The organism is Aquimarina mycalae, from assembly GCF_029906345.1.
Lineage (GTDB): Bacteria > Bacteroidota > Bacteroidia > Flavobacteriales > Flavobacteriaceae > Aquimarina.
The window spans coordinates 427,237-451,289 of record NZ_JARYGY010000001.1 but is presented as its reverse complement, the minus strand read 5'-3'; the positions used below and the strand labels follow the sequence as shown (position 1 = coordinate 451,289).

Below are 24,053 nucleotides of genomic sequence, written 5' to 3'. Positions count from 1 at the left end.
GATTTTTATTTCAATTGGAATCATTCTTTTTTCGTTTTCTAATCTATCATATGCTCAATGTGCTGCTGGACAAACATAAAATAGTTATTGCTATTCACAGAGTGATAGTAATACGGTAGGATTTGAATTTTGCCCGACTGCTGGAGATATTGCACAATCTACAATTACTGCAGGAACGATTGGAACTATCACACCAGGAATACCAACAAATCTGGTGAACCTTACAGTTTATGAAGGAGCTACTGGATCAGGAACTGGAGGTAGTATTATTTTTGGTCCTGCCAATGGGGATTTAGCAGGAACTATAATAACGGCATCTGCTTCTGATTTATGTCTAATATTTGTTTTCACCAGTACTCCTGGGTTTTTTGGTTGTGCAGAAGGTTTTGAAACAGCCATGGATGTTTGTAGCGAAAGCTTAGCAGGTACTACAGTTACTTTTGCAGCACCTGCAGATTTATGTATTGATGATGGTGTGCAGACTGGATTAAGTGGAGGTTCTCCTTCTGGAGGAGTGTATTCGGGAGCAGGAGTTACAGATGATGGAAATGGAATGACGTATAGTTTTGATCCTGGAACAGCTGGAGTAGGGACACAAACGTTAACGTATACCAATGGAGGATCAGCATCTGATGATGTTGAAGTGGTAGCAATTCCAATGGTTAATTTTACAGCTCCAGCGGATCTATGTATTGATGCAGGTACAGTATCGTTAAGTGGAGCTACACCATCTGGTGGTGTATATTCTGGTCCAGGTGTCACTGCTTTAGGGCCAAACTATAGTTTTAATCCTGCTTTTGCTGGAGTAGGAATTCACACCATCACCTATACAGAACCTGGAGTATGTGGAGCAACTGCTACAGATACTATAGAAGTTCTGGCAGCCTGTGGTTGTACTGATCCTGGAGAAACTTCAGAGTTTTATTGTGGAGGAACCACGGCAGAAATAGATCTCGTTGTTTTTGAAGTATGTCCATCTGCAGGCATGGCAGCCCAAGCTACTATTAATACAGGAACATATACTTTAGGAGGAAATACCTTAACTGTGTATGAAGGAGCCACTGGATCAGCTACATCAGGAACCCTTGTATTTGGTCCTGCTACAGGTGATCTTACAGGAACCGTGATTACAGGACTCGCATCAAATCAATGTTTGATTTTTGTAAGTAATTCACCTACAGCATTGGGCTGTCAAGATGGTCTTGAAACAGCACTGTCTGTTTGTGGAGAAGATGTTGCACCTTCTATAAGTTTTGCTGTAACCTCTGATTTGTGTATTTCAGACGGAATACAAACAGGTCTTAGTGGAGGCTTACCAGTTGGAGGAGTATATTCAGGTACCGGAGTTACCGATGATGGAAATGGAATGACCTATTCTTTTGATCCTGCAACTGCAGGAGTTGGTGTATTTACATTAACATATGATCAAGGAGGAAATTCAGCTTCTGACACTATCGAGGTTTTTGCCATAGGAACTACAGGATGTCTGGACTTTACAGCTCCAGCTGATCTATGTGTTGATGCAGGAGTACAGACAGGTTTAGGAAGTGGGTCCCCAACTGGTGGTGTATATTCTGGTTCTGGAATCACCGATGACGGTAACGGAATGACCTATTCGTTTAACCCTATAGCTGCTGGAGTAGGTGTGCATATAATAACATATACTGAAGGAGGTAATAGTGTAACAGATGACATTGAAGTCTTTGCATTACCATCAGTTGTTTTTACTGCTCTTGCAGATTTGTGCGTTGATGCAGGAATACAACTTTCGTCATTAACAGGGACTCCTTCAGGTGGTACCTATAGTGGTCCTGGAGTTACAAATATTGGTGATGGAATTAATTATCTTTTTAATCCTCTAATAGCTGGAGTAGGAACTCATACGCTGACATATACCTATACAGATGGGAATGGTTGTACTAATTCTGCAAGTGATGATGTAGAGGTATTAGGACCAACAGTTACATTTACAGCTTTAGCGGATCTCTGTATTGATGCAGGTGTGCAAGCAGGCTTAGGAGGAGGAACTCCAACTGGAGGTGTGTATAGTGGTTCTGGAGTTACTGATGATGGTAATGGGATGACCTATTCTTTTGATCCTGCAGCAGCAGGAGTAGGAGTCCATACAATAACGTATAGTTATACTGATGGAGGAGGTTGTACAGGCACTGCAACGGATGATGTTGAGGTTTTTGGATTACCAACAGTTACATTAACAGCTTTGGCAGATCTCTGTATCAATGCAGGTGTGCAAGCAGGTTTAGGAGGAGGAACTCCAACTGGAGGTGTTTATAGCGGTTCTGGAGTTACCGATGACGGTAATGGGATGACCTATTCTTTTGATCCAGCTGCTTCGGGAGTAGGAGTCCATACAATAACATATAGTTATACTGATGGAGGAGGTTGTACAAGCACTGCAACGGATAATGTTGAGGTTTTTGGATTGCCAACAGTTACATTTACAGCTTTAGCGGATCTCTGTATTGATGCAGGTGTGCAAGCAGGCTTAGGAGGAGGAACTCCAACTGGAGGTGTTTATAGCGGTTCTGGAGTTACCGATAACGGTAATGGGATGACCTATTCTTTTGATCCTGCAGTAGCAGGAGTAGGAGTCCATACAATAACGTATAGTTATACCGATGGAGGAGGTTGTACAGGCGCTACAACGGATGATGTTGAGGTTTTTGGATTACCAACAGTTACATTTACAGCTTTGGCAGATCTCTGTATCAATGCAGGTGTGCAAGCAGGTTTAGGAGGAGGAACTCCAACTGGCGGTGTGTATAGCGGTTCTGGAGTTACCGATGACGGTAATGGGATGACCTATTCTTTTGATCCTGCAGCAGCAGGAGTAGGAGTCCATACAATAACGTATAGTTATACCGATGGAGGAGGTTGTACAAGCGTTGGAATGGATAATGTTGAGGTTTTTGGATTACCAATAATTACATTTACGGCTTTAGCAGATCTCTGTATCAATGCAGGTGTGCAAGCAGGCTTAGGAGGAGGAACTCCAACTGGCGGTGTGTATAGCGGTTCAGGAGTTACCGATGATGGTAATGGAATGACCTATTCTTTTGATCCTGCTGCAGCAGGAGTAGGAGTCCATACAATAACGTATAGTTATACCGATGGAGGAGGTTGTACAAGCGTTGGAATGGATAATGTTGAGGTTTTTGGATTACCAATAATTACATTTACGGCTTTAGCAGATCTCTGTATCAATGCAGGTGTGCAAGCAGGCTTAGGAGGAGGAACTCCAACTGGCGGTGTGTATAGCGGTTCAGGAGTTACCGATGATGGTAATGGAATGACCTATTCTTTTGATCCTGCTGCTGCAGGAGTAGGAGTCCATACAATAACATATGATTTTACAGATGGAGCAGGTTGTACTAGTACTGCAACGGATAATGTTGAAGTCTTTGGATTGCCAGATGCAACAGTTACCGATACTGCTCCTACATATACTGCTAATGCAACAGGAGTAACGTATCAATGGATCAATTGTGATACGAATATGCCAATCCCAATGGAAACTAACCAATCTTTTACGGCCACTGCAAGTGGTAATTATGCTGTTATTGTTATAGAAAATGGATGTTCATCAACTTCTGCATGCTTTTTGTATCAACTTTTAGATGTAGAAGAAGAAGAGTTTGATACTACGAAATTAAAGTTATATCCGAATCCTGCGGATGATTATATAATGTTAAACAAACCTGTAGAAAAAATTATAGTCTTTACAATTAGTGGTCAGAAAATCTTAGAGACAACAAATAATAAGTTAGATACTTCGGAAATGAAAGCTGGAGTATATTTTGTAAGTATAAAGACCATTAAAGGAAATCAAGTTATAAAACGCTTTATAAAAAAATGATATCATGGACTTAAAAGAGTTGGTTGAAAAATGGTTTAATATCTGGGAAGAAGGTGATTTTTTAGAGTTACCCATTTCTGATAATTTTAAGCACACAAGTCCTTACGGAACTATAGAAGGGAAAAGAGCATATATAAACCTTGTAGAAGCTAATAAAGATAAGTTTTTGGGACATCATTTCGAAATTCATGATACAATTTACGGAGTGGACAGAGCCTGTGTACGTTATACTGCAAAGCAAGGAGATTTCACACTGGATGTAAGTGAGTGGTATTTTCCTAAAGATAGTTTGATAGAAGAAATAATTGCCTATTATAATATTGCAGGTGACATACCAGATGAGAGAAAACTTTCGGAGCCTAGCTAAGATTTGTAGCGTTCATTCTGTATATTTTGTTTTTCAATATGATTTGATGAAATAGTGTTGGATTATGGATAATAAGAAAGATATTGATGTGAATCAATCTCATTTCATAGGTTTTCTTTTTATCATTCCTCCTTTAATATCCTTTACCTGATCCATTACAATAAAAGCGTTTCTATCTATTTTGTCGATTTCGGTACTCAGTTTTGCTATTTCTAAACGAGTCAAAACGGTATATACTATTTCGATGTTGGTACGTTGTCTATTAGGTTTATCATATCCTGGTCTTCCATGATATATGGTACAGGCTTTCCCCATTTTATTAGTTAACATTAATCGGATTTCTTCGTTTTTTTTAGAAATAATTGTAACGCCAATATATTCTTCAACTCCATCTACTATATAATTCACGGTTTTAGCAGCGATCAAATACGTAAGAATCGCATATAATGCTATTTCTATGGAAAGTAAATAAGCTCCAACAGAAAATATAACGATATTAATCAATAGAATGATATCTCCAACAGTCATATGCCATTTTCTACTTAGATAAATTGCTAAGACCTCTGTACCATCAATAACACCTCCACCACGCATGCTCATACCAATACCTAAACCTAAAAAGAAACCCCCAAAAAAGGCAATCAGTAATTTATCTTCTGTTATTATTGGATAGGGAACAAAATGTACTACAATAGCCAAAGCGGTAATGGCAATAATGCTTTTGATGGCAAATACTCTGCCTATAGTTTGTGCCCCTAAAATTATAAAAGGAAGATTCACAATAATAAGTAGTAACCCTAAGGATATATTAGAGAATACCTGCAGTAATAAAGAAACACCTGTGGCACCACCATCAATAAATTGGTTAGGGATTAAGAAACCGTTAAGTCCGAATCCAGCCGAAAGAACACCAGCGGATATAAATATTATTTCTTTTACCGAGTGAACAAACTCTACATGTCCTTTTCTTAATTCTGCTACAATTTGACGTTTCAGAATTGTCTGATCATCGCTTTTGTTTTTTAACTTTTTTTTGGCGCGTAGTAATAAGATATATTGTAATAATGGATTCATCTATTACAATATAGTCAAAATTGACGGGGATGATTGTTTGTAAACATTTTAATAATAGTTATTTAGTGTATTTTTTTATACGAAAGTGCGAATGTGGTTTTTAATTTCAATACGGGAAACCAAAAATCTGTTTTAAGACAAAAAAATAAAGTAAATTAGAAACAAATGATAAAATAAGGAGCTACTATGAAATTTGAGTTAAATGATGCTATATCTATTTTAGAAAAAACACCTATACTTTTAAAAGGCTTTTTACAAGGATTACCTTCAGAATGGATCTATGAAAATGAAGGAGATAATACTTGGAGTTCCTTTGATGTAATTGGTCATTTAATTCACGGTGAAAAAACAGATTGGATGATTAGAACTGAAATTATTTTAAGTACCGCTCCTGATAAAACATTTGAACCCTTTGATAGATTTGCTCAATTCGAAAACAGTTCGGGAAAAACGATTTCAGAATTACTCGCAGAATTCGAAACGCTCAGAAATAATAATATTATTACGTTAAAATCCAAGAACCTTTCTTTAGAGGATCTTAATCGTAAAGGAATGCATCCAGAATTAGGTGAAGTTAGTTTAAGTCAACTCTTAGCGGCCTGGACCGTTCATGATTTAGGGCATATTGCTCAAATCTCTAGAGTTATCGCGAAACAATATAAAAATGAAGTTGGACCTTGGCCAAAATATCTTACAATATTGAATTACGCACCCAAAGAATAAATAGTAAGATGTTGTAGTTTTTGCTTCAGTCTATTAATTAAGAGTAAATTTTAATAGTGTACTAAAATATTAAATCAGGTTATAAGAATCTGAGGTATTACCATAAATATTATAAAATTATTATTCGTAGCTTTACAATTACTGAAGATCTGCCAAAGAACTACTCACATCTCTGGCATCATCTTTGTAAATCAATAAATAATTAATTTTAAATTTTAACAATGAACAAAGGAACAGTAAAATTCTTCAATGACGCCAAAGGATTTGGATTTATTGTAGAAGAAGGTTCGAACAAAGAACATTTTGTACACATTTCAGGATTAGTAGACGAGATTCGTGAAGGCGATGTAGTTGAATTTGATCTACAAGAAGGTAAAAAGGGTTTAAACGCAGTAAATGTAAAAGTAATTTAATATATACTACATAACTTTTTTAATGAAGAAGCCTATCAAAATTGATAGGCTTTTTATTTGTACTACATTTTGACGTTGTAGTAGATTTATTGATATTATCCAAATGAAAATAAAACAATGTATTTATCCTTCATATAAAGCGAGTTATTGCTTTAATATAATGGATTGTTGTTATACAAGTTTTTCATTTATCTTCTTAAAGCATAGCCGCTGGAAGAAGGCAATTCCCTTAGAAAGCTCATAATAAGCTTAAAGCTCAATTTAAAATGTGTTTTTAAAAATCTCATAATACTTACTTTTTATTATAAAACGCATAAATAGATAGAATACCCTACCTTTGATGGCATTGGTTGATATCCATTTATAGAAGACTGGCTACAATGTAATACACCAAATAGAGTGTTGTAAACGAATCTGTTACTAATGACAATTCGTGTATGAAATATAGAATTGATATGAATAAACAAGCAAACAATCCTTTACACGGTGTGAAGTTGGTAGATATTTTAGAGTACTTAGTATCTGAGTATAGTTGGGAGGAATTAGGTACTAGGATAAATATTCAATGCTTTAAGAATGATCCATCTGTAAAATCAAGCCTTAAATTTTTAAGACGAACACCTTGGGCAAGGGAAAAGGTAGAGAAATTATACCTAAAATCTATTAAAAGGTAGTTTCTTATAATTCTCCTTTAGTAGATAAATAATTCTGTTTCTATATATACTTTTTAGGGTTTATTGGTCGTAACGATTGAAACTTTAAATTAGAGTTCTAGCTTTCTACACTATATTAACCAAATTAGAATCTGTTTTTTTTTAATCCTTCGCTACGTATCATTTTTTTTCATATGTGCTGTAACAATTTCCAATCTTTTGCATCAAAGGGGAAATTAAAAACAGAATATTATGAAAAATTTTAAAATTACACTGGTGTTATTTGTAATTGCCAATCTATCTTTCGGTCAAGCACCTGCTATTACGATTGAAGTATCAGGAAATGGGAATCCAATTTTGTTTTTACCAGGTTTTACCAATCCAGGATCAATTTGGAATGATACGGTGGCTCATTTAGAAAATGAACATCAAAATCACTTAATATCCTATGCAGGGTTTGATAGTAATGAGCCTATTGAGATGCCTTGGTATGATACTATTAAAAAAGAGTTAATATCTTATATTAAAGAAAAAGAGTTGACCAACGTGATTATTATTGGTCATAGCATGGGAGGAAATCTTGCAATAGATATAGCCGCAGCGATACCAAATACTATAAAAAGTCTAGTTATTGTAGATTCAATACCTTGTATGCGTGAGCTAATGATGCCAGGTGTCTCAGAAAGTCAGATTAAGTACGATAACCCTTATAACCAGCAGATGCTTGCTATGAATGAAACACAGTTTAAGCAAACTGCAATGATGATGGCTCAGAATATGACCAATAATAAAGAAAAAGTAGACACCTTACTTGATTGGATTCTAAAAGCGGATCGAGAAACTTATGTCTATGGATATACAGATCTCCTAAAACTAGACCTTAGAAAAGTGTTGGATAAAGTAACGGCAAAAACTTTAATTTTAGGAGCAGCTTTTCCAAACATTGACGTAGCAAAATCAAATTATGAAAAACAATATGTTTCCCTTTCTGATAAAACTATAAAAATGATACCTGATAGTAAGCATTTTATCATGTTCGACCAACCAGAATTATTCTATCAAAAAGTAAATGCTTTCTTAGCAAATGAGTAAAACGAACCAAGAACTTTTCGAAATGATTTATAAAAAATGTTACCCTATGGTATTACAAATGTGTCTGGGATATATGAAAGGAGATGTAGATTTGGCTAATGATTTAACACAAGAAGTGTTTATAAATATTTGGAATGCTATGAGTAGTTTTAAAGGACAGTCTACTCATAAAACTTGGGTATATAGAATTACTGTGAATACCTGTCTACAACATATCAGAAAGGAAAAAAATAAGAAAAAAGTATCTTTAGATAAAGTAGTATATGCCCTGGCAGAAGAACCAAAAATCACTTCGGATCAAAACCAAAGTTTATATCAGGCAATAGGTAATTTAGACGAGTTAGATCGATTATTAATTATGATGGTCTTAGATGGACAAGAATATGATTACATATCAAAAATTATGGGAATTAAGCCCACGAATGTGAGAGTAAAGATTCATAGAATAAAAAGAAGACTTAAAAAAATATTAAACAATGAGTAATGAATTTGAAGCATTGCAGCGTCAATGGCAAAGTGATAAGGATGGCATAGAAAGCAAACCACAAGATATAGAAAATACTATTTCATCAATCAAAAAAAAGAAAAATTGGAGTGTACGTTTTCACTATGGAAATATCTTAGTGCTGTCCTTGGTTTTGATAGGGATAATTGCTTTTTTCTATTTTATAGCACCAGTGAAGGAGTTGTTAAGTAGAATAGGAGTAGGGGCAATGATAGGAGGGTTAATACTAAGGGTTATTATTGAAAGCCTAAGTGTTGTAAAGTCAAAAAAGATTAATATGGTAGATGATGCCTTACAAACAACAAATGATACAATAGCATTTTATAATTTTAGAAAAACTATTCATGGACCAGTAACCATTGCTATTATAGTTTTGTATACTGTTGGTTTTTATATGATCACGCCAGAGTTTAGTCTCTATTTTAAAACATGGCAAATGATATTGATTGATGTTTCCTATATTTTTGGTGCGATTATACCTTTTATAGCAGTTAGAAAAAGTATCAAAAAAGAAATAACTACTTTAATAGAGATCATTGAACTGAAAAAGAAAATGACTGAGGAATCTATGTGATAAAAACAGAAAAAAGATCAATTAATGAGGTATATCAATCTACCATCCATGTGGTCAGCCACTTTACCATACGCAATCAAAGATGCACCGATTGTCCATCGTTTAGAGGCTCCAAGACTATACCAGAATGAATATCGTTGATATAACCAATTTCCTTGAATGTTTTTTGGTCGTGTTAAATAAAAACCAAACTGTTGCAAGAAGTAAAAATTGCCAATAGAAAAATGATGCCCTGCTGTAATTGCTGATGAGAAAGCAGAATCATTAATATCTTGCTGTTTAGCTATTTCTCGGTCAGAGTAATCATACCAAAGCTCGATACCAGCATTAAGACCATTAATACCAGAAATAGGTTTTAAAATTCCGCCCATAATCCCTATCAAAAGGTGATTAGTTGCTTCTGCCTCTCTATCAGATGATCGTAAACTAGCAAATGATCCCAAATAATAATCCAAGGATGTATCATAGGATCTTAGAGATTTGGGTTTTCGTTTTAATGGTACATTATTGATTATTTTGTCTACACCAATAGAAAGAGTTGGAAAATTCATTCCTTTATTAGGTTGCTTTTGACCCCCATTAGAAATATGGTTGTAATTAGCAGATAGATTGATAGCATAATCATCGTTAATGTGGTAATTGAGATTAAGAGATAAAGCTAGATAAAAGCTAAAATGAGTACTGAAAAGTAGATTGTCAGGATTTGTTTCTTCGTCAAATTTTTTATTAAGGTAGGTTGCTCCTACCGACCCTCTTAATGAGAATCGTATTGGACCTTGATAGGTGAAATATGGTTCTACAAAGTAAATCAGGTTATATGAACTACCTAATATATCAGGATTTGCATAATTAAAATAAGCAAATGAAAAACCTGATTTCCCATAACAAAAACATGTTTTCCAAGCTTTGTCACTTGTCTTTAACCAACTATATTCCAGTTGTAATCCATAAGGGTTTGTCTGAGAGATAGGTTTTAACTCTGGTGAATGTGCTATAATGAAACCATAATGAGACTTTATACCGTAAAAAGAAGGATTTACTTGTGCTCCAAGTGAAGTGTATATAAACATTATAACTAAGAATCCGTTAATCTTTTTCATTGTAAATCAGTGTCTTATTAAATTTACTGAAAATTACACTGGATTAAAATGGAATTTCGAATTTATTGTAATATATCGAAATCAAAGTATGCAATTAGAATAATTAGTACATTAGTAATACACAATATCATAAAACTACAATTTGAAACCAATTACTACTATTGATGATGTTATCAATTCCTTGGATAGCATCATAAAAGAATCACAAGCCAATAATGACCCATTAGGATATTTTGCTGCATTGTATAGAAGAGTGACCATAAAAGTAAAAGAAGGTATTGAAAATAACTTTTTTGATGATGGCACAAGAATGGAAAAACTAGATGTAATTTTTGCTAGTAGATATTTGGATGCGTATTATGCGTTTAAGGATCATAAGGTAGTCACAGATTCATGGAAGGTTGCTTTTGATTTATCTAAGAACTATTGGCCGATTGTATTACAACATTTGTTGATAGGTATGAATGCACATATTAATCTGGATTTGGGGATTGCAGCAGCAGCAGTTTCTAAAGGACAAAATATAGAAAACCTTAAAGATGATTTTGATAAAATCAATGAAATTCTGTCATCATTAGTAACAAAAGTAGAAAACGATCTTGCCGAAATCTGGCCTACGTTAAAAAAGATTTTAAAGTTTACTCGTAAGGTGGATAATTTTTTAGTAGATTTTAGTATGGAACTAGCCAGAGATGGAGCGTGGAAATTTGCTAAAGAAATAGCAGCTACTCCAGATGATAAATTAGAAGCTGTCATTGTAAAAAGAGATCACAAAGTAGCTGATAATGCTTCTATTATTACTAGTCCAGGATTTATTGTAGGAGTCATTTTGGGTGTTGTTAGAATAGGTGAGCGAGGCTCTGTTGCTGATAAAATTGAAGATTTAAAGGAATAATCAATCGAAGAATGTTTGCTTCGTTTAGGAGTATATATAGAGAATTACAAAACAAAAAATAGCCATGGATAAATTTATGCAAGCTGCAATAGAAGAAGCTAAAAAAGGATTGGAAGAAGGTGGTGTTCCTATAGGATCTGTTATTGTGTACGCGGATAAAATTCTTGGAAGAGGGCATAATAAAAGGGTGCAAAATGGAAGTGTAGTGCTACATGGGGAAATGGATGCGTTTGAAAACGCTGGCAGACAACCAGCTGCAGTGTATCAACAATGTACTTTATATACCACTTTATCACCTTGTCCTATGTGTACAGGAGCGATATTGCTATATGGAATACCTAAAGTTGTTATTGGTGAGAATCAGACATTTTTGGGCTCTGAATCTTTGTTAAAAAAAGAGGGTGTAGAAGTTGTCGTTTTGGACAATAAAGAATGTAAAGATATGATGGATGCATTTATTAAGAATAAACCCGAGATCTGGAATGAAGATATAGGAGAATAAAATGATGTAATCGTATGATGCTAAGAAATCTGTTTAGAAGTAAAATGTTTTTATTAGTTGGGATTACCTATCTGATTTTTCATTTTTTTATAATAGGATTTAGATTTCCAGTAATAATTAATAAAACAGTGCAATGGACTTGGGATATTACCAATTTGTTTTTCTTTTTTGAACCTTTTACGTGGTGGTTGTTTTTAGTTGGTTATGGAATATTACTACTCGTTAGATTAAAAACCAAAGAAGCCTTATCTATAGTTCATATAGGGTTAATCATTTTGTCTTTAATTATTTCTTCTAAAAATGTACAGTTCGAGATCATTTTGATTATTGGATTAATTTCATTGATTGTATTTGTAATAAATCTTATTAAGTCGATCCAAGATAGATAAATAAGATTGATGGATAATAAAAAGCTGGCAAAGTATTTTTCTGAAAAATAAATTGCCAGCTTGTTGGTATCAGTGGTTATTAAGGTTGTTGTATAACTGTTTTTGTAGGATCACTTTCTGCACATTTATTTGTTTTTTGAGTAATGGATAGAGTATCTCCTAATCCAGCATTAGACTGTCCAAAAGGAGCAAAGAAACTACCATCTTTATTAGCAGTTACTGTTGTAGATACACCAGCGGCATCAGTAATTGTTACCGTAGCTCCTGGCTCTACAGCTCCTGCAGCGCCACTTATAGTAAGTCCACCAGCAGCCATACTAATTGAAGCTTTAATTTTTTCTACATCAGGTTTAGCGCATTTTCCTTTGCCACAGCTTACACCAAGCATTGAAATAGCAAGAACAATAAGAAAACTGGTTGTGCGTAAAGAATAGGTTGTCATCATAATTGCGAGTTTTTATAGTATAAATTAAAATAGATATTTCGAGTTACTTAAAAATTTAAATTGCAAAAAAGCCTAAAAAAAATAGTGACCACTTGATTTTGAATACTTCCACTGTTGTCAGAAATGCATACAATTACATTTATATAGTTTTTCTTACCCTCGGTTCTGACTGGCCCATATCCAAAGAGAGAGTTTTTGGTATTACAGTTTCTCAGGCTTTTTGTTTATTACATATATTGAATTTGGCTAACTCAAATAATTCAAGAACTTCAATATTGTTTTCAAAAGTAAGCCATTCAGCGATCTAGGGAAAGAGTTAAAAAACTGATTTTTAAAGGGGTATCTTACCCTTATGCTTGATTTTAATGGTCAAATCACTTTTTTTTAAAACAATGATACCATTTATGGAATTCAATTGTAGTTTTATAATATATTCTAAGAAATAAATAATTATTATGATGAACCACCAATTAATCATTAAAGAGCTTGAAAGAAATTTAGGAATTTTTGAACAATCATTAACAGGGGTTTCTAAAGAAGAATATCTGTGGAAGCAAGATCCTAATCGTTGGTGTTTATTAGAAATTATATGCCATCTTTATGATGAAGAAATAGAAGATTTCAGAACAAGAACATCACACGTGCTTTTTACACCAGATAAACCTTTTACACCTATTGATCCAGTTAGCTGGGTGGATAAACGAAAATATATTAAGCAAGAGTATGATGCTGTGGTGTCTAAGTTTTTAGAAGAAAGGAAATCATCTTTAATATGGTTACATTCTTTAGTAAAACCAAAATGGAACAACAGCTGTATGCACGTTGATTTTGGACTAATGACAGCCCAACAGTTTCTGGCGAATTGGTTAGCTCATGATTACCTACATTTTAAACAAATCTCAAAGTTAAAAATGGATTATCTGAGCTATATATCTAAGGAGAATTTTTCTTACTCCAGAGGTTGGTAAAATAATAGTGTTAAAAGGATTTAGAAAAATACAAAGCTAGCCCATCACCAGTAAATTGTGGCGCAAAGGCTACATCATCCATTTCTTTAAATGGATTCCAAGATATTAGGTGATCAAAATGATATACAAGTCGTGTAGACAAAATACCAATACCTGCTCCTACAAGAACATCGGAAAGATAATGTTTGTTATTCATCATTCGCAGGCTTCCAGTTGTAATTGCAAAAAAATATCCACTATAAGCTAGAAGAGGGCTCGTGTCAATAAACTCTTCATATAAAACCGCAGCAGAAACAAAGGCCATAGAAGTATGCCCAGAAGGAAAAGAGTTTAATTTGGTTGGATCTTCTGGTCGTTCTTTACGTACTTCTTGCTTTAGAATTGTTGTGGCGGCACTTGTTATTAAGGAAGATATTAATAGGTTTTTAGTTTGATCAAACCAATGGTTTTTGGATTCAACACCAAAAATATCAGCTGCATACATCTGTACTATAGGCGCATATCTTGTATAATCATCAATACCAAAATAAAAATCATCACCCACAGAACCTCTAATGTCCTTTTGAAGCGATTTCTCAAAATCACTAGTAGATAATAAAAGTCCAGAAGCGATTAAAGTGATAGGTACAATTCTCTTTGTAAACAAATTCTTTTTGGGTTTTTTGTTTTCAGTCTTCTTGGATGTTTTCAATTGGGTTTTGGTAAGCGGTGAGTCGGTAAACTGGGCTTGGGTACTATATATGCATAAGCAAATCAATAGTAGACTAATACTAATTCTCATAGGTTATTGTTTTGGGGCTTTAGGTGATTTGGGATCTACCTGTTTGAAATATACTATTTAAATATTAAAAAAATGTTAAATAATTAAATAGATTATTAACTATTTTTAAAACAAATAGAAAATAAAGTAATGTGTAATGGTTTAAAAACCAGTGTTTAAAGGAGTTTTGAAGGTTTTTTTTAAATGTGTTAATGTGAATATTTTTTCTTGCCAATTGTAAAAAGGCAATTAAGATATTACTCCTATTGTTTTATAGGATTCCTTTAAAAAAGACTTATATTTGCACGCAATTAAATCTTAATTGCCATGACAGCACATGAATCCAAAATCGTTGGAGAAGGACTTACCTATGATGATGTACTATTAGTTCCTGCATTTTCAGAAATATTACCACGCGAAGTAAGTATTCAAACTAAATTTACTAGAAATATTACAATCAATGTACCTATTGTCTCTGCGGCGATGGATACTGTTACAGAAAGTCGTATGGCAATCGCGATGGCACAAGAAGGTGGTATTGGTGTGTTACATAAAAATATGACCATTCAGGAACAGGCAATGAAAGTACGCAAGGTAAAAAGAGCTGAAAGCGGAATGATCATTGACCCTGTTACTTTACCGCTAGATGCAAAAGTGATAGATGCTAAAAACAATATGCGAGAGCATAGTATTGGCGGAATTCCTATTGTTGATGGTAATAACAAATTGTTAGGGATTGTTACAAATAGAGATTTACGTTTTGAAAAGAACAATGAGCGACCTATTTCTGAAGTTATGACAAACAAAAATCTTGTGACTGTAGCAGAAGGAACTTCGTTGCAAGAAGCAGAAGTGATACTACAAGATAATAAGATTGAGAAGTTACCTGTTGTAGATGGGAACAATACATTAGTAGGTTTAATCACTTTTAGAGATATTACTAAACTTACTTTAAAACCAAGTGCTAATAAAGATAAATTAGGACGTCTTAGAGTAGCAGCTGCGATTGGAGTTACTGGTGATGCAGTTGATCGCGCAGAAGCTTTGGTTAATGCTGGAGTAGATGCTGTAGTGATTGATACTGCTCATGGTCATACTAAAGGAGTTGTTGCAGTGCTTAAAGAAGTAAAAAATAAATTTCCAAATCTTGATGTGATTGTTGGTAATATAGCTACTGGTGAGGCTGCTAAATATTTGGTAGATGCTGGTGCTGATGCTGTAAAAGTAGGAATAGGACCAGGATCAATTTGTACAACTAGGGTAGTTGCAGGAGTTGGTTTTCCTCAGTTTTCTGCAGTACTAGAAGTTGCATCTGCGATAAAAGGATCTGGAGTTCCAGTTATTGCTGATGGAGGAATCAGATATACTGGCGATATACCAAAAGCGATTGCTGCAGGAGCAGATAGTGTAATGTTAGGGTCATTACTTGCTGGAACAAAAGAATCCCCAGGAGAAACGATTATATACGAAGGAAGAAAATTTAAATCGTATCGTGGAATGGGTTCTGTCGAAGCTATGAAGAAAGGTTCCAAAGATCGTTATTTTCAAGATGTAGAAGATGATATTAAAAAATTAGTTCCAGAAGGAATTGTTGGACGCGTTGCTTACAAAGGAGAGTTGTACGAAAGTATACATCAATTTGTTGGTGGTTTACGTGCAGGAATGGGATATTGCGGTTCAAAAGATATCCAAACTTTACAAGAAACAGGACGCTTTGTTAAAATCACCGCAAGTGGTATTAACGAAAGCCATCCACATGATGTGACTATTACAAAAGAAGCACCTAATTATAGCAGATAGTAATAAGCAATAGTTATGAAAATATTTAAAAAAAAAGCAATACTAGTAGTATTGCTTTTTTTTAATGAATATGTGGACCAACGGTAATGAAATCATTTACTTATTTAGCACCTTTTTTTAATAAAATCAAAGTTAGAGACTAAGCAGGTTGGCCCGTTAAGTTGGATGAATTCTACAATAAAATTTTAACAACCAAAAAGAGGCTTAAAGAAATCTGGGATATAATCACAGAAATCTCTTGGCTCATCATCTGTATTTCCGTCTGTATCTCCATCACTTATAGAAGAACAACTTGTAGAAACAGAATTTTGATCGCATTCAAAAGTGTCGAGTATATTTCCTTCGCTATCCTCTACTGTTACCACGCCATTTATATTAGATGCAGAAACACTATCTACTGCATAGGTTCTGTCTCCGCAAGGTGTTGATACGGTACAGTCTGCATTCATCATCCCAACAAAAGCAATGTTAAGAAGTATACTTAAAAGTTTAGTTTTCATAATTTGTGTTTTTAAATAATTAATAATTTTTTGATAAATGTAACTAGGAAGACAATAACAAGTTATGTCGAATTCACTTACTGCGCCTATGAGTGTACAAAGAGGTAATTTGATTGTATCAATAGATTCTGTAAAAGATTAGATGATCGTTGACAATAAAAAAAGAGGTTACCTTTTTAAGGCAACCTCTTTTTAATTGGTGTTATATGTGTAAAAACTACTGCAAAGGAATCCCTAACTTAGTCATTACCTTTTTTGTAAGATCAAAATTAGGATCTACATATGCTAATCCACTACTTGTAATTGTTAAAATTTGCGTATAACCTTCCGCTTTAGCAACTTCTTCAAGAGCAGTTCCTATTTTTTTATATAAAGGTTGTAGTAATCTATTTTGTTCTATCTGAACCAATTGAGAACCATTCTGACGAAACTTAGCGATATCATTTTCTAAAGCAATAATTTCTTCTTGCTTCGTTTTTTTCATAGGCTCTGTCATTGTAGCTACACCTTCTTGGTATGCCTTTACTTTGGCTTGATAGTCATCAACTTTAATCTTTAATTCACCTTCTAAATTGGCGTTGTAAGCCTTTAATTCTTCCTGCATTTTCGTAAGTTCAGGCATTTTAGAAAGAATAAATTCACTATCTACTGTACCTACCTTAGATTGTTGTGCTATCGCTTGTGTACTAATGATCAATAATAAAATTGGAAATAGTATGTTTTTCATTGTAATTATTTTAATTCTTGATTTTAAATTTTTGCAAATATATAAGGTCTAAGGCAATATACGTGCCAAGACAAATATTTTTTAAAAATCTATTCCTCATAAAGTTGACCTCGATGCGGTTTTAGAGCGTCTCTCACTGATTTCATTTCTGCATCTGTAACAACCATATAAGCCAAACTATGCATTTCGTTTACATCAACATATCCAGTAAGGTTAATTGCTAATTTTTCTATAGCTATATATTCTTTTAGATGAATTTCATGATGTTTAGCGGTTTTACTTGCTGTAGGCCCTCTAAAATCCCAAATCAGTTTTAATTTTCGTTCCAATAGTTATTGTTTAATGTTAATCTTAATCTTAATCTTATTTTTTAAGAATCTTCAAGGACACTTTTCCCTTCTTCAGCAAACGTTTTAAAATCCTGCATATAAGTAAGGGATTGTTTTCGAAAAGCTCCTGGCATCAAAAACCCCATAATTTTCATAAACCCACTGAATCTAAATTCATTTTTAGAAATCCATCTTGTATGACCATTTGGTAATTCTTCAAAATGATTTTCTTGAATATTATACACGTTTTTTGCGTCAAAGGTAAGATGAAATGCTTCAGGTAAATCTAATAAAGTAATTGTTTCTATCATTTCAATTTCTCGCTTTCCCATCTTATAACTAAGCTTAGCTGTAGCTCCTGTTTTCCCTTTTTCGCCGCTTAGATGCTCCATTCCAACAAAACCCTTTTGCCAATGTTTCATATTCTCTTCATTATCAAATTTGGCAACGACTTGATCTCTGGGTAATGCAATTTCTATTTTGTTAGTATACTCCATTATTGATCATTTGTTTATTAATAAATCAATTGATAATTACAATATAAGGAGATCATCAAAATTTTAAAAGGTATTTAATACTATATTATCATAATGATTCGTTACTAGAAGAGCTTGTAAAACGTGTTAATATTATTATTTTTGTCCGAATTGGGGATTATATTTAGAAAGAACTATGCACAAAAAATCGATACTACTTTTTTTAGGAATTATTTTAGCCTCTTTAGTATATGGTCAGGAGAAGGATCCTGTACTACTAATGATTAATAATTCTCCCGTTTATACTTCAGAATTTAAGAGAGTTTATCTCAAGAATATAGACCTTGTGAAAGATGAATCCCAAAAGGATATTGACGAATATTTAGAGCTTTTTATTAATTATAAATTAAAATTAGAAGAAGCTAAAGAACAAGGGTTAGATAAAAAGGAAACTTATATCAAGGAACTAGAAGGATATAAAAAACAATTATCTGCAGGATATCTTACCGATAGTAAAGCTTCTGAGGCATTGGTAAAAGAAGCATATGATCGTTTACAACAAAGAGTAAATGCAAGTCATATTTTGATCTTAGTAAAACCGAATGCATCACCCAAAGATACCTTAACTGCATATCAAAAGATCACCGAAGCTAGAAATAAGATTGTTAAGGGAGGAGATTTTAAAGAGATAGCACTTCAATATAGTGAAGATCCTTCGGCAAAAAAGAATGGAGGAGATTTAGGATGGTTCTCAGCATTTAGAATGGTGTATCCTTTTGAAGATGCAGCTTTTACTACTAAGATTGGTGAAGTGTCAGAACCATTTAAAACTCGTTTTGGTTATCATATTGTAAAAGTAAATGATAAACAAAAAACCTTAGGAGAGGTAACTGTAGCTCATATTATGGTAGCTTTTAATAAGGACAGAACCGAGGAGCAGGCAAAAGAAAGAATCAAAGAAATTAATATACAGTTGACACAAGACGCTTCATTTGAGACTTTGGCAAAGGAGTATAGTGATGATCGCAATACAGCTGTTAATGGAGGTAAAATTAATAAGTTTGCTCAAGGAGCTTTAAATTCTGAAGATTTTGAGAAAGTTGCTTTTGCATTGCAAACTGCAGGAGATTTATCGCAACCAGTAAAAACGAAATATGGTTGGCATATTATAAAATTGTTAGAAAAACACCCTCCCAAAACGTTTAATGAGTTAGAAGGAGAATTAACTCGAAGAATTAAGAAAGATAGTAGATCCCAACTTATCACAGAATCTTTTATAAATTCTCTTAAACAAAAATATTCGTTAAACAAAAATGAAGAAGCAATAACTTACTTTAAAAAAGTAGTCCCTACGTCTATATTTAAAGAGAAATGGGATGTTCAATTAGACGAAGAGTCATTAGAAAAACCATTATTTTCTATAGGTAAAAACAGTTACTTGTATAAGGATTTTGCAAAATATGTTCAGGATCGAGGAGTTCCTAAAACAAATAATAAAGACGTTTCTGAATATATAGAATCAATATATGAGGCATATGAGTCTTCTCAGTTATTGCAGTATTACGAAGAACATCTGGAAGAAGATAATCAGGATTATGCGAATGTGATTTCAGAATATAGAGACGGATTATTATTGTTTGATCTGATGGAAGATAAGATATGGAATGCTGCAAAGGTAGATTCAGTAGGACTCAAAAAGTTTTATGAATCCAGAAAAGATAGTTATATACAGGGAAAAACGTATAAAGTGCTAAAAGCTTCTTCATCTGTTAAGGAATCCATTGCTATGGTCAAAAAACTTTTGGAAAAAGGGAAGTCAATTCAGGAAATAAAAAAAGAAATAAATACCAAAGATTCCGATGCTGTAATTTTTGCTGAAGAAGAATTGATTCATGGTGAAGATGCTATAACCAGTACATTTACAGGAAAGAATGAGCAACTTATAGAGACAAATGATGATAACTATTTTACCGTGATTAAAGTAGTAAATATAGTGCCTTCCAGAATAAAAACTTTCGAAGAAATCAAGGGTAAAGTTATTAATGATTTTCAGGAAGACCTTGAAAACAAATGGTTAGGTGAACTTAGAAAGAAGTACTCGGTAGAATTAAATAAGAAAACTTTAAAAAAAATTAAAAAAGAATTAGCCATATAAATGCGGTATATAACAATCATACTCTTATTTCTTTTATTTACTTCCTGCGGAAAGTTGAATCGTAACATCAAACGTGAAGTTGTAGCAAGGGTGAACGAAACCTATCTATATAAAGATGATATTAAAGAGGTATTACCAAAAGGAACATCAAAAGAAGATAGTATTAATATCGTAAATAATTATATTAATATTTGGGCTACAAGACAATTATTCATTGATCAGTCTAAACGTAATTTAACCGAAGTTGAACTTAGAGAATTTGACAAGTTAGTAGATGATTATAAAAGTACCTTATATATTAATGGTTATAAGGATGCAGTAATTAATAAATCTATTAATATGGAGGTTACAGATCAGGATATGGCTTCGTATTATGAAGAAAATTTAGAAAATTTTAATCTTAATGAGGAGTTGGTAAAGCTACGTTACTTACATTTGCCACCTGATTATAATAATATTGTTGCAACGCAAACACGATTTAATCGTTTTAATGATGAAGACGAAGAAGATTTACGAAGCAAAAAATTAGAATTTGTAACGTTTTCTTTTGCGGATTCTAGTTGGGTTCAGTTTGATCAGGTATTACATAAAATACCAGTTCTTAAGAAACAGGACAGAAACAAGGTGCTCAAAGATGGTAAGTACGTGCAATTGCGCGATTCTCTTGGAGTATATATGATTAAAATCGAAAAAGTGCTAAAGAAGAAAGAAACAGCACCAATAGAATACATAAAGCCAACAATACGACAGATCATATTGAATAAGAGAAAGAGGGAGTTGATAAAAAAATTAGAAAAGGATATTACAAAAGATGCAATTAAAAACAAACAATTTGAAATCTATAATTAAGAATATTATTTGTCTTGCAGTGTTCGTATTATTTGGTACAAATATTCAGATATATGCGCAGGAAATTATTGAAGATGTAAAAAAAGAGGAAGAAGAACAGAAAGAAGATGTAGCACAATCATCTCAAAAAATTAAAATAGACGGTGTAGCTGCGGTGATAGGCGAGTATGTAATTCTTGATAGTGATATTACAATCGCTTACCAACAATTAATTAGTGAAGGTGTTTCGGCAGATGATGTGAGTAGTTGTGAGTTAGCAGGAAGTCTTTTTGAGAATAAGTTATATGCACATCACGCTATTCAAGACAGTATTGTGGTCACAGATGCAGAAGTTAATTCTATGGTTGATCAGCAATTAACCTATATGACTAGAGAGCTAGGAACTATAGATAAAGTCTTGAGATTCTATAAAAAAGATAATGAAGCTGATTTTAGAAAAGAACTTTTCGAAATCAATAAAGGAAATAGATTATCTGAACAAATGCGTTCTAAAATTGTGGAAGAAGTAGAAATTACTCCAGAAGAAGTTAGAGAGTTTTTTGATGAAATTCCTGAAAAAGAAAGACCTCTTTTTGGTACAGAATTAGAGCTGGCACAGATAGTAATTGAACCTAAAATACCTGATGAAGAAGAGCAGAAAGTAGTGGATCGACTTAAACAATTCAGAACAGATATCGTAGAAAATGGAAGTAGTTTTGCTACAAAAGCTGTACTGTATTCTCAGGATCCAGGATCTAAATCAACAGGTGGTAAATATACTTTAAATCGCCAGACACCATTTGCAAAAGAGTTTAAAGATGTGGCGTTTAGCTTACAGGAAGGAGAGGTGAGTGAACCATTTAAAACAGACTTTGGATGGCATATTATTCAGCTGGATAAAGTGAGAGGAGAAGAAATTGATGTAAGACATATTTTATTAGTTCCTGATGTTACAAGAGAAAGTGTTGAGGTGGCTCAAAAACTTGTAGACTCTGTACGTACAGCTGTAGTTGCTGGGACTATAGATTTTAAAGAAGCTGCAAGAAAATTCAGTGACGAAAAGGAAACGAAAGAGGATGGAGGACAATTATTAAATCCAACAACTGGAGATACACGTTTTGAACTTACCAAAATTGATCCTATATTGTACGATCAAGTATCAAAATTGAAAACTAATGAAGTCTCATTAGTAATTCCTGATCAGGATCGTCAAGGTCGAAAGAAGTATAAATTAATAACGGTATTAAACCGTTTTGACGAACATATTGCAGATTATTCTAAGGATTACCTGAAAATACAGGAATTAGCTCTTAGAAAGAAACAAATTGATGCAATACGTAAATGGCAGGAAGAAAAAATTAATGATACATATGTAAAAATTAATGGTGAGTACAGAGACTGTGAGTTTAGCGGTAACTGGTTAAAAAAAGAAAAATAATATGTCAGACGTTGCAGCAGTAGAAAAGCTGGTAAGCAAACATACCGAACTCAAAAAAGAAATTTCTAAAATTATTATAGGTCAGGAAGAAGTAATCGATCAGATACTTATTTCTATATTTTCAGGAGGTCATGCGTTATTAATTGGTGTGCCTGGATTAGCAAAGACCTTAATGGTTAATACAATATCAAAAGCCTTAGGGTTGGATTTTAAGAGAATCCAGTTTACACCAGATTTGATGCCTAGTGATATATTAGGAAGTGAAATTTTAGATGAGTCAAGACATTTTAAATTCATTAAAGGCCCTATATTTTCTAATATTATTTTAGCAGACGAAATCAACCGTACGCCTCCTAAAACTCAAGCTGCTTTATTAGAAGCGATGCAAGAAAGAGCAGTTACGGTAGCTGGACATCATTATAAACTAGATTTACCATATTTTGTACTTGCAACCCAAAATCCAATTGAGCAAGAAGGAACGTATCCTTTACCAGAAGCTCAATTAGATAGGTTCATGTTTGCAATAGAACTAAAATATCCAAGTTTTCAAGAAGAAGTAGAAGTAGTAAAAAGTACTACAGGAGATACTTCTGTTACAATAAATCCATTGTTTACCACTCAAGAAATTATTGATTTTCAACATTTGGTTCGTCGAATTCCTGTGGCGGATAATGTAGTGGAGTATGCCGTTGGGATGGTTGCCAAAACCAGACCTAATGAAGAATCTGCGACAGAATTGGTGAAAAATTATATCGATTGGGGAGCAGGTCCAAGAGCATCTCAAAACCTTATTTTGGGAGCAAAAACAAATGCAGCTGTCAAAGGTAAGTTTTCTCCAGATATAGAAGATGTACAAGCAGTTGCAATGGGGATTCTTCGTCATCGTATGATTAAAAACTACAAGGCAGAAGCAGAAGGAGTTAGTATCGAAGATATTATCCAGAGCCTATTTTAAGATTAAAAAAGTGCATTTATCAATTTCTGATATTCAGATAGAACCTTGTGATAAGGATAGTATCTCAGTAATTTTGGATGGGTTGAATACATATAATCTTAACAAAGTACCTGCTGTAATTGAAAAAATTTGGACACCCATAGAATTACAAGTTATAAATGCTAAAAAGGAAGTTGTTGGAGGATTACTTTCTGGAATAGGATATTGGGGAGGTTTAGAGATAAAGATCTTATGGGTACACGAAGATTACAGATCATTAGGTATTGGATCTCAATTAATGGATAAAGCAGAGCAAAATGCGGTCCAAAAAGGAGCAACTATTGCAATATTAGATACCTTTGATTTTCAGGCTAAAGATTTTTATTTAAAGAAGGGATACGACATTATTGGTCAGCTCGACAATTTTCCAGAAGGACATCAAAGAATCTTTTTTTCAAAAAAACTTATAGAAATCGTAGATAACGATTAAACCTTTTCTCATCGTATTAGTCTTAGTATTGAACGTTCA

General features: G+C 33.5%; 26 protein-coding genes. 18 read left to right on the top strand and 8 right to left on the bottom strand.

Annotated features, from left to right (window positions below):
- The first annotated feature begins 214 nt into the window (after positions 1-214).
- Together QBK95_RS01880 and QBK95_RS01875 are read left to right on the top strand one after the other, a co-directional pair.
- Positions 215-3,877, top strand: coding sequence for a T9SS type A sorting domain-containing protein (locus QBK95_RS01880; protein WP_280929948.1), 3,663 nt, complete (start codon positions 215-217; stop codon positions 3,875-3,877).
- Between the two features lie 4 nt (positions 3,878-3,881).
- Positions 3,882-4,244, top strand: a complete 363-nt coding sequence (locus QBK95_RS01875) for a nuclear transport factor 2 family protein (protein WP_280929946.1) — start codon at positions 3,882-3,884, stop codon at positions 4,242-4,244.
- Positions 4,245-4,343: 99 nt separating this feature from the next.
- Here QBK95_RS01875 and QBK95_RS01870 read toward each other — a convergent pair whose 3' ends face one another.
- Entirely contained in the window at positions 4,344-5,318 is a 975-nt protein-coding gene (locus QBK95_RS01870) for a YitT family protein (protein ID WP_280929944.1), read from the bottom strand.
- Between the two features lie 186 nt (positions 5,319-5,504).
- On the opposite strand from QBK95_RS01870, the gene QBK95_RS01865 reads away from it, so the two are divergent.
- The 6 genes from QBK95_RS01865 to QBK95_RS01840 all read left to right on the top strand — a co-directional run bounded on the left by QBK95_RS01865 (position 5,505) and on the right by QBK95_RS01840 (position 9,278).
- Positions 5,505-6,041, top strand: coding sequence for a DinB family protein (locus QBK95_RS01865; protein WP_280929943.1), 537 nt, complete (start codon positions 5,505-5,507; stop codon positions 6,039-6,041).
- A gap of 221 nt (positions 6,042-6,262) precedes the next feature.
- On the top strand, positions 6,263-6,454 hold the full coding sequence (locus QBK95_RS01860; protein WP_280929940.1) for a cold-shock protein: 192 nt from the start codon (positions 6,263-6,265) through the stop codon (positions 6,452-6,454).
- 455 nt (positions 6,455-6,909) lie between these two features.
- Positions 6,910-7,128: a VF530 family protein gene (locus QBK95_RS01855; protein ID WP_280929938.1), complete on the top strand. Its 219-nt coding sequence runs from the start codon at positions 6,910-6,912 to the stop codon at positions 7,126-7,128.
- Positions 7,129-7,359: 231 nt separating this feature from the next.
- Complete coding sequence (locus QBK95_RS01850) at positions 7,360-8,199, top strand: alpha/beta fold hydrolase (protein WP_280929936.1); 840 nt, start codon at positions 7,360-7,362, stop codon at positions 8,197-8,199.
- Positions 8,192-8,683 (top strand): RNA polymerase sigma factor, encoded by a 492-nt coding sequence (locus tag QBK95_RS01845; protein ID WP_348637314.1) that lies wholly within the window; start codon positions 8,192-8,194, stop codon positions 8,681-8,683. The genes QBK95_RS01850 and QBK95_RS01845 overlap by 8 nt, the downstream gene beginning before the upstream one ends.
- Entirely contained in the window at positions 8,676-9,278 is a 603-nt protein-coding gene (locus QBK95_RS01840) for a hypothetical protein (protein ID WP_280929932.1), read from the top strand. Before QBK95_RS01845 ends, QBK95_RS01840 begins: the two co-directional genes overlap by 8 nt.
- A 17-nt stretch (positions 9,279-9,295) precedes the next feature.
- On the opposite strand, the gene QBK95_RS01835 is transcribed toward QBK95_RS01840, so the two are convergent.
- Positions 9,296-10,378, bottom strand: a complete 1,083-nt coding sequence (locus QBK95_RS01835) for an acyloxyacyl hydrolase (RefSeq protein WP_280929929.1) — start codon at positions 10,376-10,378, stop codon at positions 9,296-9,298.
- Positions 10,379-10,520: 142 nt separating this feature from the next.
- Between QBK95_RS01835 and QBK95_RS01830 the strand changes: the two genes are divergently transcribed.
- From QBK95_RS01830 to QBK95_RS01820, 3 genes are all read left to right on the top strand, one after another.
- A complete protein-coding gene (locus tag QBK95_RS01830; RefSeq protein ID WP_280929927.1) occupies positions 10,521-11,273 on the top strand; it encodes a DUF5995 family protein in 753 nt (250 codons plus the stop codon).
- Positions 11,274-11,337: 64 nt separating this feature from the next.
- Complete coding sequence (locus QBK95_RS01825; RefSeq protein ID WP_280929925.1) at positions 11,338-11,775, top strand: nucleoside deaminase; 438 nt, start codon at positions 11,338-11,340, stop codon at positions 11,773-11,775.
- 14 nt (positions 11,776-11,789) lie between these two features.
- A complete protein-coding gene (locus QBK95_RS01820) occupies positions 11,790-12,164 on the top strand; it encodes a hypothetical protein (RefSeq protein ID WP_280929922.1) in 375 nt (124 codons plus the stop codon).
- A gap of 79 nt (positions 12,165-12,243) precedes the next feature.
- Here the strand turns inward: QBK95_RS01820 and QBK95_RS01815 are convergent, their stop codons facing one another.
- The gene (locus QBK95_RS01815; protein ID WP_280929920.1) at positions 12,244-12,609 is read right to left on the bottom strand and encodes an Ig-like domain-containing protein; all 366 of its coding nucleotides are present in this window, start codon (positions 12,607-12,609) and stop codon (positions 12,244-12,246) included.
- 455 nt (positions 12,610-13,064) lie between these two features.
- Between QBK95_RS01815 and QBK95_RS01810 the strand changes: the two genes are divergently transcribed.
- A complete protein-coding gene (locus QBK95_RS01810; protein ID WP_280929918.1) occupies positions 13,065-13,577 on the top strand; it encodes a DinB family protein in 513 nt (170 codons plus the stop codon).
- A 10-nt stretch (positions 13,578-13,587) separates the two neighbouring features.
- Here the strand turns inward: QBK95_RS01810 and QBK95_RS01805 are convergent, their stop codons facing one another.
- Positions 13,588-14,358 carry a phosphatase PAP2 family protein gene (locus tag QBK95_RS01805; RefSeq protein ID WP_280929916.1) on the bottom strand — a complete coding sequence of 257 codons (771 nt, stop codon included), beginning with the start codon at positions 14,356-14,358 and terminating at the stop codon, positions 13,588-13,590.
- 306 nt (positions 14,359-14,664) lie between these two features.
- Between QBK95_RS01805 and guaB the strand changes: the two genes are divergently transcribed.
- A complete protein-coding gene (gene guaB / locus QBK95_RS01800; protein WP_280929914.1) occupies positions 14,665-16,137 on the top strand; it encodes an IMP dehydrogenase in 1,473 nt (490 codons plus the stop codon).
- A 185-nt stretch (positions 16,138-16,322) separates the two neighbouring features.
- Here guaB and QBK95_RS01795 read toward each other — a convergent pair whose 3' ends face one another.
- The 4 genes from QBK95_RS01795 to QBK95_RS01780 form a co-directional block, all read right to left on the bottom strand.
- The gene (locus tag QBK95_RS01795) at positions 16,323-16,637 is read right to left on the bottom strand and encodes a hypothetical protein (RefSeq protein ID WP_280929912.1); all 315 of its coding nucleotides are present in this window, start codon (positions 16,635-16,637) and stop codon (positions 16,323-16,325) included.
- 217 nt (positions 16,638-16,854) lie between these two features.
- Entirely contained in the window at positions 16,855-17,364 is a 510-nt protein-coding gene (locus QBK95_RS01790; protein ID WP_280929910.1) for an OmpH/Skp family outer membrane protein, read from the bottom strand.
- Between the two features lie 89 nt (positions 17,365-17,453).
- The gene (locus QBK95_RS01785; protein ID WP_280929909.1) at positions 17,454-17,693 is read right to left on the bottom strand and encodes a hypothetical protein; all 240 of its coding nucleotides are present in this window, start codon (positions 17,691-17,693) and stop codon (positions 17,454-17,456) included.
- A gap of 41 nt (positions 17,694-17,734) precedes the next feature.
- Positions 17,735-18,190 (bottom strand): SRPBCC family protein, encoded by a 456-nt coding sequence (locus QBK95_RS01780; protein WP_280929907.1) that lies wholly within the window; start codon positions 18,188-18,190, stop codon positions 17,735-17,737.
- Positions 18,191-18,365: 175 nt separating this feature from the next.
- On the opposite strand from QBK95_RS01780, the gene QBK95_RS01775 reads away from it, so the two are divergent.
- Genes QBK95_RS01775 through QBK95_RS01755 form a run of 5 tightly spaced genes read left to right on the top strand, consistent with a single transcriptional unit; the run spans position 18,366 to position 24,014 of the window.
- Entirely contained in the window at positions 18,366-20,324 is a 1,959-nt protein-coding gene (locus QBK95_RS01775; RefSeq protein WP_280929905.1) for a peptidylprolyl isomerase, read from the top strand.
- Entirely contained in the window at positions 20,325-21,173 is an 849-nt protein-coding gene (locus tag QBK95_RS01770; RefSeq protein ID WP_280929903.1) for a peptidyl-prolyl cis-trans isomerase, read from the top strand. It begins immediately after the preceding gene.
- Positions 21,136-22,590, top strand: a complete 1,455-nt coding sequence (locus QBK95_RS01765) for a peptidylprolyl isomerase (protein WP_280929901.1) — start codon at positions 21,136-21,138, stop codon at positions 22,588-22,590. The genes QBK95_RS01770 and QBK95_RS01765 overlap by 38 nt, the downstream gene beginning before the upstream one ends.
- Before the next feature lies 1 nt (position 22,591).
- Positions 22,592-23,545 (top strand): AAA family ATPase, encoded by a 954-nt coding sequence (locus tag QBK95_RS01760; RefSeq protein WP_280929899.1) that lies wholly within the window; start codon positions 22,592-22,594, stop codon positions 23,543-23,545.
- 10 nt (positions 23,546-23,555) lie between these two features.
- Positions 23,556-24,014 (top strand): GNAT family N-acetyltransferase, encoded by a 459-nt coding sequence (locus QBK95_RS01755; protein WP_280929897.1) that lies wholly within the window; start codon positions 23,556-23,558, stop codon positions 24,012-24,014.
- Positions 24,015-24,053 lie beyond the last annotated feature (39 nt).

Coding starts and splice junctions, on each gene's coding strand:
- QBK95_RS01865 (WP_280929943.1), top strand. CDS start 5,505: ATGAAATTTGAGTTAAATGATGCTATATCTATTTTAGAAAAAACACCT.
- QBK95_RS01775 (WP_280929905.1), top strand. CDS start 18,366: ATGCACAAAAAATCGATACTACTTTTTTTAGGAATTATTTTAGCCTCT.
- QBK95_RS01870 (WP_280929944.1), bottom strand. CDS start 5,318: ATGAATCCATTATTACAATATATCTTATTACTACGCGCCAAAAAAAAG.
- QBK95_RS01795 (WP_280929912.1), bottom strand. CDS start 16,637: ATGAAAACTAAACTTTTAAGTATACTTCTTAACATTGCTTTTGTTGGG.
- QBK95_RS01815 (WP_280929920.1), bottom strand. CDS start 12,609: ATGATGACAACCTATTCTTTACGCACAACCAGTTTTCTTATTGTTCTT.
- guaB (WP_280929914.1), top strand. CDS start 14,665: ATGACAGCACATGAATCCAAAATCGTTGGAGAAGGACTTACCTATGAT.
- QBK95_RS01820 (WP_280929922.1), top strand. CDS start 11,790: ATGATGCTAAGAAATCTGTTTAGAAGTAAAATGTTTTTATTAGTTGGG.
- QBK95_RS01875 (WP_280929946.1), top strand. CDS start 3,882: ATGGACTTAAAAGAGTTGGTTGAAAAATGGTTTAATATCTGGGAAGAA.
- QBK95_RS01860 (WP_280929940.1), top strand. CDS start 6,263: ATGAACAAAGGAACAGTAAAATTCTTCAATGACGCCAAAGGATTTGGA.
- QBK95_RS01845 (WP_348637314.1), top strand. CDS start 8,192: ATGAGTAAAACGAACCAAGAACTTTTCGAAATGATTTATAAAAAATGT.
- QBK95_RS01855 (WP_280929938.1), top strand. CDS start 6,910: ATGAATAAACAAGCAAACAATCCTTTACACGGTGTGAAGTTGGTAGAT.
- QBK95_RS01770 (WP_280929903.1), top strand. CDS start 20,325: ATGCGGTATATAACAATCATACTCTTATTTCTTTTATTTACTTCCTGC.
- QBK95_RS01790 (WP_280929910.1), bottom strand. CDS start 17,364: ATGAAAAACATACTATTTCCAATTTTATTATTGATCATTAGTACACAA.
- QBK95_RS01835 (WP_280929929.1), bottom strand. CDS start 10,378: ATGAAAAAGATTAACGGATTCTTAGTTATAATGTTTATATACACTTCA.
- QBK95_RS01760 (WP_280929899.1), top strand. CDS start 22,592: ATGTCAGACGTTGCAGCAGTAGAAAAGCTGGTAAGCAAACATACCGAA.
- QBK95_RS01780 (WP_280929907.1), bottom strand. CDS start 18,190: ATGGAGTATACTAACAAAATAGAAATTGCATTACCCAGAGATCAAGTC.
- QBK95_RS01840 (WP_280929932.1), top strand. CDS start 8,676: ATGAGTAATGAATTTGAAGCATTGCAGCGTCAATGGCAAAGTGATAAG.
- QBK95_RS01805 (WP_280929916.1), bottom strand. CDS start 14,358: ATGAGAATTAGTATTAGTCTACTATTGATTTGCTTATGCATATATAGT.
- QBK95_RS01825 (WP_280929925.1), top strand. CDS start 11,338: ATGGATAAATTTATGCAAGCTGCAATAGAAGAAGCTAAAAAAGGATTG.
- QBK95_RS01765 (WP_280929901.1), top strand. CDS start 21,136: ATGCAATTAAAAACAAACAATTTGAAATCTATAATTAAGAATATTATT.
- QBK95_RS01810 (WP_280929918.1), top strand. CDS start 13,065: ATGATGAACCACCAATTAATCATTAAAGAGCTTGAAAGAAATTTAGGA.
- QBK95_RS01850 (WP_280929936.1), top strand. CDS start 7,360: ATGAAAAATTTTAAAATTACACTGGTGTTATTTGTAATTGCCAATCTA.